The organism is Austwickia chelonae, from assembly GCF_003391095.1.
GTDB lineage: Bacteria > Actinomycetota > Actinomycetes > Actinomycetales > Dermatophilaceae > Austwickia > Austwickia chelonae_A.
Genome location: NZ_CP031447.1, coordinates 22,653 through 37,175, shown reverse-complemented (window position 1 = coordinate 37,175; position 14,523 = coordinate 22,653). Strand labels below are relative to the sequence as shown.

The window sequence follows — 14,523 nt, the reverse complement described above, 5'->3', positions numbered from 1 at the left end:
ACAACTTTGCGAGAAATCGTTGTCATTTGGGCTGTCCAGATCGGCCTTCGACAGTGCAGGCTCTCTCCATGGCAAATGACATTGCGCCTGCCGCAACTCCTGCGGGCGCCTCCGGCTCGACTGAGAAGGAAGAACTCAAGAGAGCTATCGGCCCCGCACTTCTTCTGCTTTTCATCATGGGTGACGTCCTGGGCACAGGCGTCTATGCCTTGACCGGCAAGGTCGCCAAGGAGGTCGGAGGGGCGGTCTGGTTACCGTTCCTCTGCGCCTTCCTTGTCGCGATGATCACCGCGTGCAGCTATCTGGAGCTGGTCACGAAATATCCGCGAGCCGGTGGTGCCGCGACCTACACCCATCGCGCGTTCAACGTCCACTTCCTGACCTTTTTGGTCGCTTTCACCGTCATGGCTTCGGGGCTGACCTCGTCGTCATCTGCGGCAAAAGCCTTTGCTGCGAATTTCGCGAAGGCGGCTGGGTGGAAGTCCGACCAGGGTTTCATGGTGGTCGGCGCGCTGTTCTTCCTCACCGTGATTGCGCTGGTGAACCTGCGTGGTGTCAGCGAGTCGGTGAAGCTGAATGTGGTGCTGACCTTGGTCGAAATGTCTGGTCTGACCCTGATCGTCGGAGTAGGCCTGTATGCCTTGTTGAGCGGCAAAGGTGACACCAGTCACCTGATGGATATCTCTTTCCCCGAAGGGGAGTCTGCTTTCAGTGCTGTGACGGCGGCCACCGCCTTGGCCTTCTTCGCCATGGTCGGTTTCGAGGACAGCGTCAACATGGCCGAAGAGACCAAGGATCCGGCAAAGACCTTCCCGAAGATCATGCTGATCGCTTTGTCCTTGGCCGGATGCGTCTACCTGCTGGTCGCCATCTCCGCCATCTCGTTGGTCCCGGCCGAGAAACTCAGTCAGGGAAGTACTCCGTTGATCCAGGTCTTGGAAGCGGGATGGCCAGGGTTCCCGGTGGGTGTCTTCGCCGTGGTCACGATGTTCGCTGTTGCCAATACGGCGCTGTTGAACATGCTGATGGCCAGCCGCCTGGTCTACGGCATGAGCCGCGAGCGGGTGCTTCCGCACATGCTGGGCAAGGTTCTTCCGGTCCGTCGCACCCCGTGGGTGGCCATCGTGTTCACCACGCTGTTGGCTTTCGCGCTGGTAGCTTGGGCCGACCTTGAGGACCTGGGCGGTACGACGGCTTTCCTGCTGTTGGTCGTCTTCACCATCGTGAATATCGCCGTCCTGGTGCTGCGCCGGGACAAGGTCGCTCATTCCCATTTCAGGACCCCGACCTTCCTGCCGATCTTGGGCGGGCTCTTCTCCGCTTTCCTCGCCAGCCCGTTCTCCGGCCGTAACCCGCGTGACTTCGCGATCGGCGGGGTCCTGTTGGTGGTCGGGATCGGGCTGTGGTTCGTGACTTTCCTGGTGAACAAACGGCTGTACGGCACAGGGACGCCGAGCCCTGATTTTGCTGAGGTCATCGAGAAGTCCGACGACTGATCGACGCTTCTCGTATCGAGGTGACGGGGTGCGGCCGGGTTGAGGCCGCACCCCGTTCTTCGTCCCGGGAACACCGCTCATTTCGACACGTGGAGTAGCTTCCTGGCTGATGGGGCACCCCTTGCCCAGGCTGCCCCTCTCTCTGGCTACTTGTGGGCGCTGCGTCATAAGGTGCTCTTATGACGCAGCCTCGCCACGGCAAGGAACCGCAGGATCGGCTTCCTGGAGATCCCCCACCTGGTCCGGTCGCGTATTTCGACATGCCTGTCATCGGAGAGGGAGGGGTCCTCACCGATCGACCGCGTCCAGGTCGACGGGGGCCGGTCATCACACGCCGGCCTGAGGGCTCGAAATCTCCCTCGAAGGGGTGGTCTGTCCTTTTCTTCGGTGATGTGACTCGTCGGGGGCCGTGGACGGTGGCCGAGCGGTCGACCACGTTGGGCGTCTTCGGGGACTGCATCTTCGATTTGCGGGAGGCGTCGTTCTCCGCCGCAGAGGTGCAGATGAAGACCTGGCAGCTGTTCGGGGATGTCAAAGTCATCGTGCCGCCAGGAACGGATGTGTCCCTGGGTGGTTCCTCGATCTTCGGCGATCTGGAAGATCGGCGTCGTACGGCTCCTTCGCCGGATTCCCCGCGGGTCACGGTCCGTTCCTACTCCCTGTTCGGCGATGTGGTTGTCGTCGAGATGGAGATCGGTGAGCAGGAGCCGAAGTGGTACGAGCGTTTCTGGCCGCACCGGAAGTGACCTTGCAGCGGGGACGAGGGGAGAAGCAAGCTGTTCTCTCTGGATACAGTGGTGGTGGCCCGTGATTCGCGGGTGCCGCCGTCGCTGGGAGAGTCATGACTGAGCAGCCTTCGCCGCCCGGACGGGATTCGTCACGGCGCCCTGGGTCTGATTCCGAGGTGGCGCCTGATCAGAGTCCGGCCGCAGCCCCACTCGCCGAGTCTTCGTCACCTGCGCACGTCGAGAGCGTGGAAAAAGCTGACGGAAAACATCAGGAAGAGAACCCGTCGTCTCTCCGCGAGGGCGTTGACAGCGACCTCGCGGACCATGACCTGACGGATCACGATCATGTGCTTTTCCACCCTCCGACACATCCTTGGCGTCATTTGACGGGGTTGGGCATCGGCCTGTTCATCGTGGGTTTGCTCACGATGGGCATAGCTGCCATGCATCTGGGTTCGATGTCGGCTGAAACGATCGGCAATGCAGTGCGGCTGCCTCAGGGGCAGCCGGTGATCATCCGCTTGGACGCCGGTGAACAACGGATGTTGTACACAGAGCGGGGCAGTGGGGCTTCGCAGTGTGTCGTGGCCGATGGGGAGGACGCCCCGGTGTCCGTGGAGCACGCCAGCCCGGTCCTGCTCCAGGGTTCTGACGTGTTGTGGCAGAGCTCTTCGATCTTCACGGCCCGTCAGGGCGGGGACTACACCGTGACCTGCTCGGGAGATATCGAGGCTGCGAAGGCCGGCCGCCCGGTCGGCACCCTCGATGTGGTGTTGACGGTATTAGCTGCCGGGTTGGGCGGTATCTCCACCCTGGCCGGCATCGGTCTGATGTTGTGGGGTCGGCGTCGCCCGGCGAAGGCATGACCTCGCAGGACGACGCCGTGTCAGCAGAGGGTCGCGGTTTAGACCCCGGCGATGAAGTAGTCGGCGGGGTGCAGCCGAGCATCTGCCTCGGGTGAGGTCGTTGCCTGGTCGTCCTGCTCCGGTGCACTCATGAGGTCAGTTCCGTGTGCACGGAAGAATTCGAGCTCTTCGGACAGGTCGAGGTCTTCAAGGGTGAACATGCTCTCCACCCTCAAGGTGACCTGCGGGTAAGGGAAGTCGTACCTTCCAGTAGCCCGACACGGATGAGTGAATACGCGAATTCGCGCTGCTCAAAGCACACCCAAAGCGGTCTGCATGATGAGACGAGCTGCTCGTGGAAGGGTCTTCTCCCCTTGGTTGAGAGATTGCCCCGCTCGGTAAAGGCAGGCTCCAGGCCGTACGGTCGGGGGAGCCAGGTCCTTAATTTGTGTCCGAGAGAGAGCATCGAGATGACCGTTCCTACCTACATGCTGAACGACGGCGTCGTCGTGCCCCAGATCGGACTGGGCACCTATCCGCTCCGGGGGGAGGAGGGGATCGTAGCGATGGTCTCCGCTTTGGAAGCCGGGTACCGTTTGATCGATTCGGCGGTGAACTACGAGAACGAGCAGGAGGTCGGCGAAGCACTTCGACGCAGCGGCGTCCCCCGCGAAGAAGTCCTGGTGGCGACCAAAATACCGGGCCGTTTCCACGCCCATGACGATGCGGTGCATTGTGTGGAGGAAAGCCTGCGGTTGATGAAGCTCGACCAGCTCGACCTGGTTCTCGTCCACTGGCCGAACCCGAGCGTTGGTCAGTATGTCGAAGCCTTCCAGGCCCTGGTGGCCTGTCGTGAGCGAGGCCTCGTCCGCAGCATCGGGGTGTCGAACCATTCAGAACGCCACCTGCAGGACGTCATCTCCGCGACGGGGGTGGTGCCGGCGGTGAACCAGATCGAGGTTCATCCTTCCTTCCCGCAGGAGGAAATGCTTCGTGTCCATAGGCGGATGGGAATCGTCACCCAGTCGTGGAGTCCAGTGGCTCGCATGAAGCGGGTCGCTTCCCAGATCGAGGAGATCGCAGTCAGGAACGGGGTGTCTTCGGCGCAGGTCATTCTGCGTTGGCACCTTCAGCGAGGCTGCCTTCCGCTGCCCAAGTCAGCTGATCCGTCTCGGCAAAAGGACAACCTCGACCTTTTCAACTTTGAGCTGTCCGCGGAAGAAATAGTTACGATCACTGGACTAGGACGTCCGAACGGGCGTCAATGGGGTTATGACCCAGACACTCACGAGGAGATGTGAGAGCTGGGCATATACCGTCACGACCGGGTGGGTTCAGGTCTCTACCAGGTCGTACAGATACGCTGGATATGAGTTGTCGCGTGAGGAGGGAGCGTCGTGGGCCTGTTCGATAGAGTCGAGCGCAAGCTCGAAAGTGCCGTCAACGGCGCCTTCGCGCGGGCGTTCCGTGCAGAGGTTCAACCCGTCGAGATCGCTTCGGCGATGCGACGGGCCATGGATGACCGTGCTGCCGTGGTCGGCAGAGGGCGCACCGTGGTGCCCAATCTTTTCGTCATCGATCTGTCCCCCAGTGATTACGAGCGACTGACGAGTTATGCCGACGTGTTGGCGGAAGAGCTGATCGCCAGCGTTGAAGAACATGCCGAGCAGCAACATTATGTTCCGGGTGGGCCGTTCCACATCGACTTCCGTTCCCGCGAGGAATTGGAGACCGGAGTGTTCCGGGTTCGTCCGGCCACAGCCAAACGCATCCCCGAAGGGGAGCTGGAGGAAGATCCGCAGGAGGCGGCCGAGATGCGGCGTCGTCAACATGCCGAAGAATTGCGCAGAGCACATCCGTTCCGTTCGTCGGAGGCAGAGGCCCCGGCGGAAGGTCCGGCCGGATTGGCCAGTCACGCAGCGAGTGCGGCAGCTGGTTCCCTGGCGAGCACCGCTGCGGCGGGTCGCGCAGGAGCGGTCGATCCTTATGGTCAGCCTCATGACCCGTATGCGGCGCAAGACCCCCGTCGGGACCCGTACGCCGATCCCGACCCGCGACGCGACCCCTACGGTCAGCCTCATGACCCGTATGCGGCGCAAGACCCCCGTCGGGACCCGTACGCCGATCCCGACCCGCGACGCGACCCCTACGGTCAGCCTCATGACCCGTATGCGGCGCAAGACCCCCGTCGGGACCCGTACGCCGATCCCGACCCGCGACGCGACCCCTACGGTCAGCCTCATGACCCGTATGCGGCGCAAGACCCCCGTCGGGACCCGTACGACCCGTACCAGGAAGCTCAGGCCGACCGCTGGTCGTCGCAGGCTCCTGTCGGCCGGGATGCCGCTTATGGCGGCAGGGAATACGACGACTACGACCGGGATCCCCGGGAAGCCCCGTCGCGGCCTTCGGCAGCTCGGGTCGACCCGACCGAGCGCCCGTGGCTGGACATGGACGGGCATGGATATCCGCTGCTGAGCGCGTTGACCGTGCTGGGACGGGACCCTCATGTCGACATCACCTTGGAAGACGCCGGTATCAGCCGTCGTCATGCCGAGATCCGGGTGACCCATGACGGGCCGCACTTCGCCATTTCGGTGCGCGATCTGGGCTCGACCAATGGCACGTTCGTGAACGGTGACCGGATCACCAGCCAGCATGTGACCGACGGAGACAGGATCACCCTCGGGAGGACCAGCTTGGTCATCCGCTCCGGCAGGCGGTGAAGGGACTTTGAGCGAACTCACCCTCACCGCTGTACGGCTCGGTCTGCTCATCTTGATGTGGCTCTTCGTCTTCAGCATCGTTGGGGTAATCCGCAGCGACCTGTACGGAACTCGCATCGTGAAGAAGGCTGCCGACGGTCGGGCGAAAGTTCGTCCGACCTCGAATGTGCCTTCTAGTCGAGCAGAGCGTCGGGGGCGTGGGTTGCGTTCGCTGGTCATCGTGGAAGGCCCGTTGCGCGGCACGACAGTGCCGCTTCGGGCGTCGGGGGTACTTCTGGGTCGTAACCCGGAGTGCACCCTCGTCCTCGATGACGACTTCTCTTCGGGCCGTCATGCCCGCATCTTCGAAGAGGCAGGGCATTGGTATCTCGAGGACCTCAACTCCACCAATGGCACTTTCGTATCCGGGCAGCGCATCTCGCAACCGATTGAGATGCGTGACGGTAGCCAGCTGAGGATCGGCACCACGGTGCTGGAACTCAGGCGGTAGTCCATGACCTTTGCCCTGGACTTCGCGGCTCATACGGATGTCGGTCTGGTGAGATCGCGGAACGAAGACTCCGGTTATGCCGGCCCGCACCTGTTGGCGGTGGCCGATGGCATGGGTGGCCATGCCGGCGGAAATGTGGCCTCGTCCTTGGTTCTGGCCAGGCTTGCCCCATTGGACGGGGACAGCCACGGATCCGACGATGCTTTGGACATCCTCGCAGCTTCCATTTCGGAGGCCAATGAGGCCTTGGCTTCCGAAATGGAGGCCAATCCCGAGTTGGCGGGGATGGGGACGACCCTGACCGCGTTGATGAAGGCTGGTTCTCATGGCCTGGCGCTGGTCCATATCGGCGACAGCCGCGCCTATCTGTTGCGTGGTGAAGAGTTCTTCCAGATCACCAAGGACCACAGCTTCGTACAAACCTTGGTCGATTCAGGCCGGATCACCAAGGAGGAGGCTGAGTATCACCCGCAACGCTCGCTGGTGACCAGGGTGTTGACCGGTGCTCCTGGTGATGAGCCGGATCTGTCGATGCGGGAGCCCCGGATCGGGGACCGTTACCTGATCTGCTCGGACGGCCTGTCCGATTACGTCGCCTTCGACACGATCTCGGAGGTCATCCGGATGGGTTACGACCCTCTGGAGACCGCACGGCGACTCGTCGATCTGGCCATGCGCAGCGGCGCTCCGGACAATGTCACCTGTGTCCTGGGAGATATCGTGCCCACCGCGGTCGATGTCTCCCCGCAGCCGACCATCGTGGGTGCCGCTGCAGAACGGCGCCACCGGGTAGCTGGGGTTCCTGCTTCACCTGCAGAAAAAGCGGCAGCGTTGGCTCGGATGGCTGCTGGCTCTCCGCATGAGGACGATGTCGACGATGACGACGACGATCCGCATTCCCGTTCATGGGTCCGGGTGGTCGTCATCATCTCGGTCCTGTCCCTTGCCTTGGGCGCGGCTGCATTCAGTGGGTGGCAGTGGGCTCAGAGTCAGTACTACGTCGGGCACTCCGACGGGAAGGTCGCCATCTACCGTGGCGTACCCCAGACCTTGGGGTCGATCCATCTTTCGCAGGTGGAGACCCAGAGCGATGTACCGGTATCGGATCTTCCGGAGATGTGGCGTACACGGTTGGATGGGGAGATGCGCGGTGATCTCCGCTTCGCCCGGCAACGCGTCGATGAGATGCGTAAGGCGGCGCACGAGTGCCGTAACAAGCGATTCACGTCGCCGTGCGGGACATCGCCATGACCACGGTGAGCACTTTTCGTCCCCGTACGCGACGCAACATCGAGCTCGTACTGTTGATCTTCGCGGTCATCATCGTGCTGCTCGCCTACTTGAACGTCGGTCTGGCCACTACTGGGAAGATCCCGGTTGACCTGTTCACGCAGGGCGTGTGGGTGTTGGCCTTCGCCATAGGTTTTCACCTGGTGCTCCGTTGGCGGGCAGCCTATGCCGACCCCTTGATGTTGCCGGTGGCCACGTTGTTGAACGGCTTGGGCATCGTGATCATTCACCGGTTGGACATCGCGGTGGGCAGCAGTTCCGGAGTCGCGCCTCGCCAGATCATGTGGGCTGGGCTGTCGATGGTCGTGGCCTCGGTCGTGCTGATCGCTCTACGCGACCATCGCATCCTGCGCAGGTACACCTTCACCGCGATGGCTTCTGGCCTGGTCGCACTGCTCCTCCCCTTGTTGCCGGTGCTCGGTGTCGAGGCTGGCGGTGCCCAGATCTGGATCCGGATCGGGCCCTTCTCCTTCCAGCCCGGTGAGTTGGCCAAGATCCTGCTGGCGGTCTTCTTCGCCGGCTATCTCATCCAGACCCGTGATGCGCTCTCTTTGGCGGGTAAGGAGATCTTCGGTATCCGTCTTCCTCGGGCTCGTGACCTCGGCCCGATCCTGATTGCCTGGGCGCTCTCGGTCGCGGTTCTGGTCTTTCAGCGCGACCTGGGTACATCGCTGCTCTTCTTCGGTCTCTTCGTGGGGATGTTGTACATCGCGACGGAGCGGAAGAGCTGGATCGCGATCGGGATGACGTTGTTCTGCGGTGGCGCTTTCGTGGCTTACCTGTTGTTCGCGCACCTTCAACGCCGGGTGCACATCTGGTTGGACCCGTGGGCGGAGCAGTACTTCGAGCAGAGTTACCAGCTGCGTCAGGGCCTGTACGGTCTAGGCGCTGGCGGAATGCTCGGAACCGGTTTGGGCCAGGGGCGACCGAATATCACTCCACTGGCTGACAGCGACTTCATCATCGCTAGCCTCGGTGAGGAATTGGGGCTCGTTGGAATCTTCGCGATCCTCATCCTCTATGCTCTTCTGATCGAACGCGGTCTACGGACCGCCCTGGGCACGCGCGATGGCTTCGGCAAGCTCCTGGCCGCGGGTCTGTCCTTCACTATGGCGCTGCAGGTCTTCACCATCGTCGGTGGCGTCCTGCGTGTCATTCCGTTGACCGGTCTCACCACGCCCTTCCTCTCCGCGGGCGGTTCATCGCTCTTGGCCAACTGGGCCATCGTGGCGATCCTGCTTCGGATCAGCGATCACGCGCGTCGGCCGCTGCCGGATCCCGATGAGACCTCTGCCGCTGCCGACGCGCCCACGAGTGTGGTGAAGAGTCCATGAACGCGCCTATCCGCCGCCTGTCAGTCCTGGTTGCCGGAATGTTCGCGCTACTGCTGGTCTTCGGGTCATGGGTCCAGTACGCCGACGCCAAGACCTTGCGTGACCGCCCGGGGAACCGACGTACGTTGTTGTCCGCCTACGAGCAGGAACGTGGAGCGATCCTGGTCGATCAGACACAGATTGCACGTTCCGACAAGAACGACGGCAACATCAAGTTCAAGCGTTCCTACCCGCAGGGCCCGTTGTACGGGCATCTCACCGGGTGGTTCTCCCTGGGGTATGGAGCGAATGCTCTCGAGCTGACCAACAACGAACTGCTGTCCGGGCAGTCGGACGCTCTTTTCTATCGGCGTCTAGGCGATCTGTTGACCGGAAAACGCCCTACTGGCGTGAACCTCGAGCTCACGATCGATCCGAAGGTCCAGCAGGCCGCCGACAAGGCTTTGGGTAATCGTCGAGGCGCGATCGTGGCCCTCGACCCGAAGACTGGGGCGATCCTTGCGATGGTCAGCCATCCCCACTACGACCCGAACACCATCGCCACTCTCGACGGCAGCAATGCGCAAAAAGCGTGGAAGAGCCTGAACACCGACCCCTCGAAGCCGTTGGTGAACCGTGCGATCGCCGGTGACCTCTACCCAGCAGGTTCGGTCTTCAAGGTCATCACCGCAGCGGCGGGCATGGCACAAGGAAAAGACGAGAACTCGAAGCTGACCGGGGTCGCGCAACTGTCCATCCCGCAGACGTCGGCGAAGCTGCCCAACGACTGGCGTGGTCCCTGCGGCAGCGGTGAGGTCACCATGACCGAGGCCATGGCCATGTCCTGCAACACCGCTTTCGGCCAGTTGGGGCTGGATCTGGGCGCGGATGCATTCAAGGCTCAGGCCAAGAAGTTCGGGGTCGGTGAGAAACTCTCCATCCCGATGAAGGTCACTCCGTCGACCACCGGGGTCATGGACACTCCGCCGAAGATCGCCTACACCGCCATCGGCCAGCAGGACGTCCACGTCACCCCCTTGCAGATCGCGATGATCGCCGCGGGTGTGGCCAACAAGGGCTCGGTGATGAAGCCCTATCTCGTGCGTCAGACCCGAGGCTCCGGCCTGGACGTGATCGACACCACGAAACCCCAGGAGTACTCCCGAGCGACGACCGAGCCGATCGCCGCCGCGCTGAACCGCATGATGGTCCAGGTCACCGAGTCACCGGTCGGCACCGGCGCGGCTGCTCGGATCCCTGGTGTGAAGGTCGCAGGAAAGTCCGGTACTGCGGAGAACCACGACGCTCAGGGTCGTGCTCTTGCACCTCATGCCTGGTTCATGTCCTTCGCCCCGGCTGACGACCCGAAAGTTGCGGTCGCGGTTCTCGTCGAAAACGGCGGTCTGCCTGCGCCGGGCCCCGGTCCCTCGTTCAACGCCGCACCTTTGGCGCAGGAAGTCATGAAGGCTGTGATCAATCGATGAGCATCGACCCGGGTACCGTCTTCGGTAATCGTTACACCCTCGTCTCTCGCATCGCCGTAGGTGGCATGGGTGAGGTGTGGCGGGCCAGTGACCGTGTCCTGGGCCGCACCGTCGCCATCAAGCTCCTCTCCGCGAACTTGGCCCAGCAGGAGGGTTTCGCTGAGCGTTTCCGCGAGGAGGCACGTCATACGGCGCTATTGGGTCACCCCAATATCGCCACGGTGTACGACTACGGCGAAGATGACGGTGCGTCCTGGCTGGTCATGGAATTCGTGGAGGGAGAGCCGCTCTCACAGATCATTCGAGAGCAGGGCGCGCAGTCTCCTCGACGGACCGCGATGATCATCGGGCAGTGCGCCGAGGCTTTGCAGGCAGCCCATGAAGCCGGGGTCATCCACCGTGATGTGAAGCCGGCGAACATCCTGCTGCGTCCGGACGGGGTGGCGAAGCTCACCGACTTCGGTATCGCCCGGGCCAAGGATGCTGCCCCGATGACTCGTACCGGCGAGGTGATGGGCACCGCCCAGTACATCTCTCCGGAGCAGGCGATGGGGAAGACGGTCTCCGGCAGCTCGGACATCTACTCGTTGGGTTGCGTGGCTTACGAGCTGTTGACCGGGGAGCGTCTCTTCGACGAGGGGTCGGCCGTGGCCACCGCGATGGCCCACGTCCACAATGTGCCGCCGCCGCTGCCGGTCACCGTGCCCAATGCGATGGCTGCGGTGATCGAGAGCTGCCTGGCGAAGGATCCTTCGCAACGCCCGGAAAGCGCCCGGGCCGTGGCGAAAGCGATGAAGGGCGGGCCTGCTGCGGCCGCAGCGGCCGTACCCCAGGGCTTTGCACACACCAGGCAAATGCCAGAGCAGTCCTCGACCAGGCAACTGACCTCACCCACCGCGTATGCGACTCACCCTGCTGACCGGTACGGTGCGGCACAGTCAGGGCCATCGCGTCCGGTGCCCCCGCCGAGCCGCAAGACGAATCCGTGGATGGTGGCCGGTTTCGGCGTACTCACCCTCGTGGCGATCTTCGCCGTGTTGCGGATGACCGGCCTGGTGGGCGAGAGCGGGAAGTCATCACCGAAGCCCTCGTCCGGGGTGTCGATCTCGGCTCCGCCGAACACTTCTTCGGAGTCGTCGTCTTCGTCATCCTCGTCGGCTTCGTCCTCGTCTTCATCGTCCTCGTCTTCCTCGCAACCTCCTTCTCGTCCGAGTAGCGCACCCTCGTCGCCCCAGAAACCTGCATCCTCCTCAGGAAGCATTGATCTAGCTACTTACCGCGGCAAGGATGCTCAGATCGTCGCGGGAGCATTGGGCCGGCGAGGCTTCACGAATATCTCGACCAAGGATGTGGAGTCGGAGCTCCCAGCAGGTACGGTCGTTGACATCAGTCCCGCGGGTGTTCAACCGTTGGACCGACCGATCACGCTGACCGTCAGTATGGGGTTGCGGGAGCGTTCTTCCACATCGCCGACCTCCGGGCAGCGTTAACTGACCCAGCGACCGCACCACCTTGTCCAGACGCTTTTCTAGGGAGCTGTGTTGACCGAGCCGATGCCTGCTGAGGGGAGTGAATCGACCATGACCGACGAACGGGTCTTGGTCGGCCGCTACCAAATCGGCGAACTCATCGGCCGCGGTGGTATGGCTGAGGTCCACGCCGGCTGGGACACCCGTCTGGGCCGTGAGGTCGCGGTCAAAGTTCTTCGTTCGGATCTCGCCCGGGATGTGAGCTTCCTCCAACGTTTTCGACGAGAGGCTCAGTCTGCGGCCGGTCTGAACCATGCCTCGATCGTGGCGGTGTACGACTCCGGTGAGGATTCGGCCACGGAATTGGGCGGCGCGGACATCGCCGTTCCTTTCATCGTCATGGAACGGGTCCACGGCAAAACCCTGCGGGAGATGCTGCACGAACGTGGCGGGCCGATGGAGCCGGCAGAGGCCTGCCGGATCATGGCAGCCACTTTGCGGGCGCTCTCGTTCAGCCACGCGAACGGGCTGGTACACCGGGACATCAAACCGGCCAATGTGATGGTCACCACTGAAGGCGAGGTCAAACTCACCGACTTCGGCATTGCCCGGGCTATCGCCGACTCAGCTGCGACACTGACGAATACATCGGTAGTGGTGGGCACCGCCCAGTACCTCTCCCCGGAGCAGGCGCAGGGGAAGAGCATTGACGCTCGAGCCGATGTCTATTCGTCCGGGTGTGTGCTCTACGAGTTGCTGACCGGCCGTCCACCGTTCACCGGGGACAGCCCGCTGGCCATCGCCTATCAACATGTCGGACAGACCCCACAGCCTCCGTCGGTCCACGATGAGACACTCTCTGCCGAGATCGACGCTGTGGTGCTGCACTCCTTGGCCAAGGAGCCTCAGGAGAGGTACTCCAGCGCGAGCGAGTTCGCCGCAGATCTGGAGGCCTTGGCCGCAGGGCGTAAGCCAAGCATCGCGGTGCTTCTCCCTGTTCCTGTGGATCCAGCCGATGCGGAAACCACGGTTCAGGAGGTGGCGACCGCCAAGGGCGGTGAGCCAGAGCAGTCCGGGGAAGGTGGCCAGCCGGGAGAATCATCGGGGAAGAAGGATTCCTCGACGGATTCGCTACCGTTGGTTCTGCCTCGGGTTTCGCGGCGTCGGCAGCTCTTGATCGCGGTGGCCTCCGCGATCGGGCTGGCGTTGGTGGTCACGATGGGCATCCTGGCCTATCAGGGCAAGATCGGTGATGTCGGTGGGGTGACGGTTCCTGATGTCCGAACGAAGACCTTGCAGGATGCACAGGACGAGCTGATGCGACTGGGCTTGGCGGCCGATATTCGCCGGGTTCCCAACAAAGCAGCTGAAGGCATTGTGGTGCGTCAAAGCCCTGAGGGGGGCTTGCAGGCTCCTTCCGGCAGCCGGGTGAGTCTCGATGTCAGTTCAGGGCCGGGCAATGTGACGATCCCTGAGCTGACCAATTACGACCAGGCCGGGGCTCAGTCCATCCTGAAGGATGCGGGCCTGGTGGTCCGGGTCGAATCGGTGGAGAGCAACGAGCAAGGGCCTGACCGGGTGGTCCGAACCGATCCCAAGGCGGGCGCCACAGTGCCTGAAGGCGCCACGGTCACCTTGTATGTGAGCAATGGCAAGGTCAGGGTCCCTGATCTGTCCGGCAAACCGGAGAGCGAAGCCCGGGCGATCCTGATCAAGCTGGGGCTGAAGCTGGTGCCCTCATATATCGACGGCCATGGTGTGGCCGGGACGGTCCAACGTCATGACTATGCAGGGCAGAGCGTCCCGATGGGCACCGAGGTACGGACTACGATCATCCGGGAACGACCCCGTGCAGTACCCACGGTGACAGTCACGGTTCCGTCAGATCCTCTGCCCCCGACGAAACCGACGACTACGCCGAAGCCCCCGTCGCCGACGGCATCATTGCCTCAGCCGGTTCCGCCGCCGCCGGTCGCGCCGCCGTTGCAGCCTCCGGCTGGCAACCCTGTCCGTTAGCCGCTGACCCGTACGTTCGCCACGGAGTCGCTGTCCACCAGCGGGCTGAGTCCGGTGGCACGCTCGACGGCGTCCTCGAGTCCGCACCTGAGCAGCCAGTTGGCGATCAGTCGATGTCCGCCTTCGCTGAGCACGCTTTCCGGGTGGAATTGGACGCCGTGAAGTTCTTTGTCACGGTGTCTGATGCCCATGATGATCCCGGATTCGGTGTGTGCCGTGACCTTCAGGACGTCAGGGAGACTTTCCGGCACGCTGGCCAGGGAGTGGTACCTGGTCGCGGTGAAAGGCGAGGTCAAGCCTTCGAACACTCCCTCACCATCGTGATGCACTGGAGAAGTCTTTCCGTGGAGGAGCTCCGGGGCCCGACCGACGACACCTCCGTAGGCCACAGTGAGTGCTTGGTGTCCTAGGCAGATACCGAGCATCGGGATGTCTTCCCGTGCACAAGCTCGGATCATGTCGATGCTGACCCCCGCAGATTCGGGATCGCCTGGCCCTGGTGAGATGAGGACACCGTTGTAGGAGCGGCACTCGTCCGGTTCGATGTCGTCATTGCGACGGATATCGCACTCGGCGCCGATCTGTTCGACGTATCCGACGATGGTGTGGACGAAGCTGTCGTAGTTGTCGACGACGAGAATCCTGGTCACGGGGCTCTTCTTCGCT

Annotated in this window: 13 protein-coding genes; 11 read left to right on the top strand and 2 right to left on the bottom strand. The window is 62.8% G+C overall.

Annotated features, from left to right (window positions below; translation table 11 throughout):
- The first annotated feature begins 68 nt into the window (after nt 1-68).
- From DX923_RS00170 to DX923_RS00160, 3 genes are all read left to right on the top strand, one after another.
- Complete coding sequence (locus DX923_RS00170; RefSeq protein WP_240322677.1) at nt 69-1,496, top strand: APC family permease; 1,428 nt, start codon at nt 69-71, stop codon at nt 1,494-1,496.
- A 179-nt stretch (nt 1,497-1,675) separates the two neighbouring features.
- Nucleotides 1,676-2,242, top strand: coding sequence for a LiaF domain-containing protein (locus tag DX923_RS00165; protein WP_116111802.1), 567 nt, complete (start codon nt 1,676-1,678; stop codon nt 2,240-2,242).
- Between the two features lie 158 nt (nt 2,243-2,400).
- A complete protein-coding gene (locus DX923_RS00160) occupies nt 2,401-3,090 on the top strand; it encodes a hypothetical protein (protein WP_205413069.1) in 690 nt (229 codons plus the stop codon).
- A 38-nt stretch (nt 3,091-3,128) separates the two neighbouring features.
- Here the strand turns inward: DX923_RS00160 and DX923_RS15985 are convergent, their stop codons facing one another.
- A complete protein-coding gene (locus DX923_RS15985) occupies nt 3,129-3,290 on the bottom strand; it encodes a hypothetical protein (RefSeq protein ID WP_162872662.1) in 162 nt (53 codons plus the stop codon).
- Between the two features lie 249 nt (nt 3,291-3,539).
- Here DX923_RS15985 and DX923_RS00155 point away from each other — a divergent pair, with 249 nt between their 5' ends.
- The 8 genes from DX923_RS00155 (at nt 3,540) to pknB (ending at nt 13,857) form a co-directional block, all read left to right on the top strand.
- Nucleotides 3,540-4,370: an aldo/keto reductase gene (locus DX923_RS00155; protein ID WP_116111799.1), complete on the top strand. Its 831-nt coding sequence runs from the start codon at nt 3,540-3,542 to the stop codon at nt 4,368-4,370.
- 96 nt (nt 4,371-4,466) lie between these two features.
- Complete coding sequence (locus DX923_RS00145) at nt 4,467-5,795, top strand: FhaA domain-containing protein (RefSeq protein WP_240322676.1); 1,329 nt, start codon at nt 4,467-4,469, stop codon at nt 5,793-5,795.
- Between the two features lie 7 nt (nt 5,796-5,802).
- Complete coding sequence (locus tag DX923_RS00140) at nt 5,803-6,285, top strand: FHA domain-containing protein FhaB/FipA (protein WP_116111797.1); 483 nt, start codon at nt 5,803-5,805, stop codon at nt 6,283-6,285.
- 3 nt (nt 6,286-6,288) lie between these two features.
- Complete coding sequence (locus DX923_RS00135) at nt 6,289-7,536, top strand: PP2C family protein-serine/threonine phosphatase (protein ID WP_116111795.1); 1,248 nt, start codon at nt 6,289-6,291, stop codon at nt 7,534-7,536.
- On the top strand, nt 7,533-8,909 hold the full coding sequence (locus DX923_RS00130; RefSeq protein WP_116116058.1) for an FtsW/RodA/SpoVE family cell cycle protein: 1,377 nt from the start codon (nt 7,533-7,535) through the stop codon (nt 8,907-8,909). Before DX923_RS00135 ends, DX923_RS00130 begins: the two co-directional genes overlap by 4 nt.
- Nucleotides 8,906-10,372, top strand: coding sequence for a peptidoglycan D,D-transpeptidase FtsI family protein (locus tag DX923_RS00125; RefSeq protein ID WP_116111794.1), 1,467 nt, complete (start codon nt 8,906-8,908; stop codon nt 10,370-10,372). Before DX923_RS00130 ends, DX923_RS00125 begins: the two co-directional genes overlap by 4 nt.
- A complete protein-coding gene (locus DX923_RS00120) occupies nt 10,369-11,862 on the top strand; it encodes a serine/threonine-protein kinase (protein WP_116111792.1) in 1,494 nt (497 codons plus the stop codon). The genes DX923_RS00125 and DX923_RS00120 overlap by 4 nt, the downstream gene beginning before the upstream one ends.
- A gap of 51 nt (nt 11,863-11,913) precedes the next feature.
- On the top strand, nt 11,914-13,857 hold the full coding sequence (gene pknB / locus DX923_RS00115; protein ID WP_240322675.1) for a Stk1 family PASTA domain-containing Ser/Thr kinase: 1,944 nt from the start codon (nt 11,914-11,916) through the stop codon (nt 13,855-13,857).
- Here the strand turns inward: pknB and DX923_RS00110 are convergent.
- A complete protein-coding gene (locus DX923_RS00110; protein WP_116111790.1) occupies nt 13,854-14,507 on the bottom strand; it encodes an aminodeoxychorismate/anthranilate synthase component II in 654 nt (217 codons plus the stop codon). The genes pknB and DX923_RS00110 overlap by 4 nt on opposite strands.
- Nucleotides 14,508-14,523 lie beyond the last annotated feature (16 nt).

What these genes read in the sequence shown, in the direction of transcription:
- DX923_RS00170 (WP_240322677.1), top strand. Translation starts at nt 69, where the DNA reads ATGGCAAATGACATTGCGCCTGCCGCAACTCCTGCGGGCGCCTCCGGC.
- DX923_RS00165 (WP_116111802.1), top strand. Translation starts at nt 1,676, where the DNA reads ATGACGCAGCCTCGCCACGGCAAGGAACCGCAGGATCGGCTTCCTGGA.
- DX923_RS15985 (WP_162872662.1), bottom strand. Translation starts at nt 3,290, where the DNA reads ATGTTCACCCTTGAAGACCTCGACCTGTCCGAAGAGCTCGAATTCTTC.
- DX923_RS00155 (WP_116111799.1), top strand. Translation starts at nt 3,540, where the DNA reads ATGACCGTTCCTACCTACATGCTGAACGACGGCGTCGTCGTGCCCCAG.
- DX923_RS00135 (WP_116111795.1), top strand. Translation starts at nt 6,289, where the DNA reads ATGACCTTTGCCCTGGACTTCGCGGCTCATACGGATGTCGGTCTGGTG.
- DX923_RS00130 (WP_116116058.1), top strand. Translation starts at nt 7,533, where the DNA reads ATGACCACGGTGAGCACTTTTCGTCCCCGTACGCGACGCAACATCGAG.
- DX923_RS00125 (WP_116111794.1), top strand. Translation starts at nt 8,906, where the DNA reads ATGAACGCGCCTATCCGCCGCCTGTCAGTCCTGGTTGCCGGAATGTTC.
- DX923_RS00120 (WP_116111792.1), top strand. Translation starts at nt 10,369, where the DNA reads ATGAGCATCGACCCGGGTACCGTCTTCGGTAATCGTTACACCCTCGTC.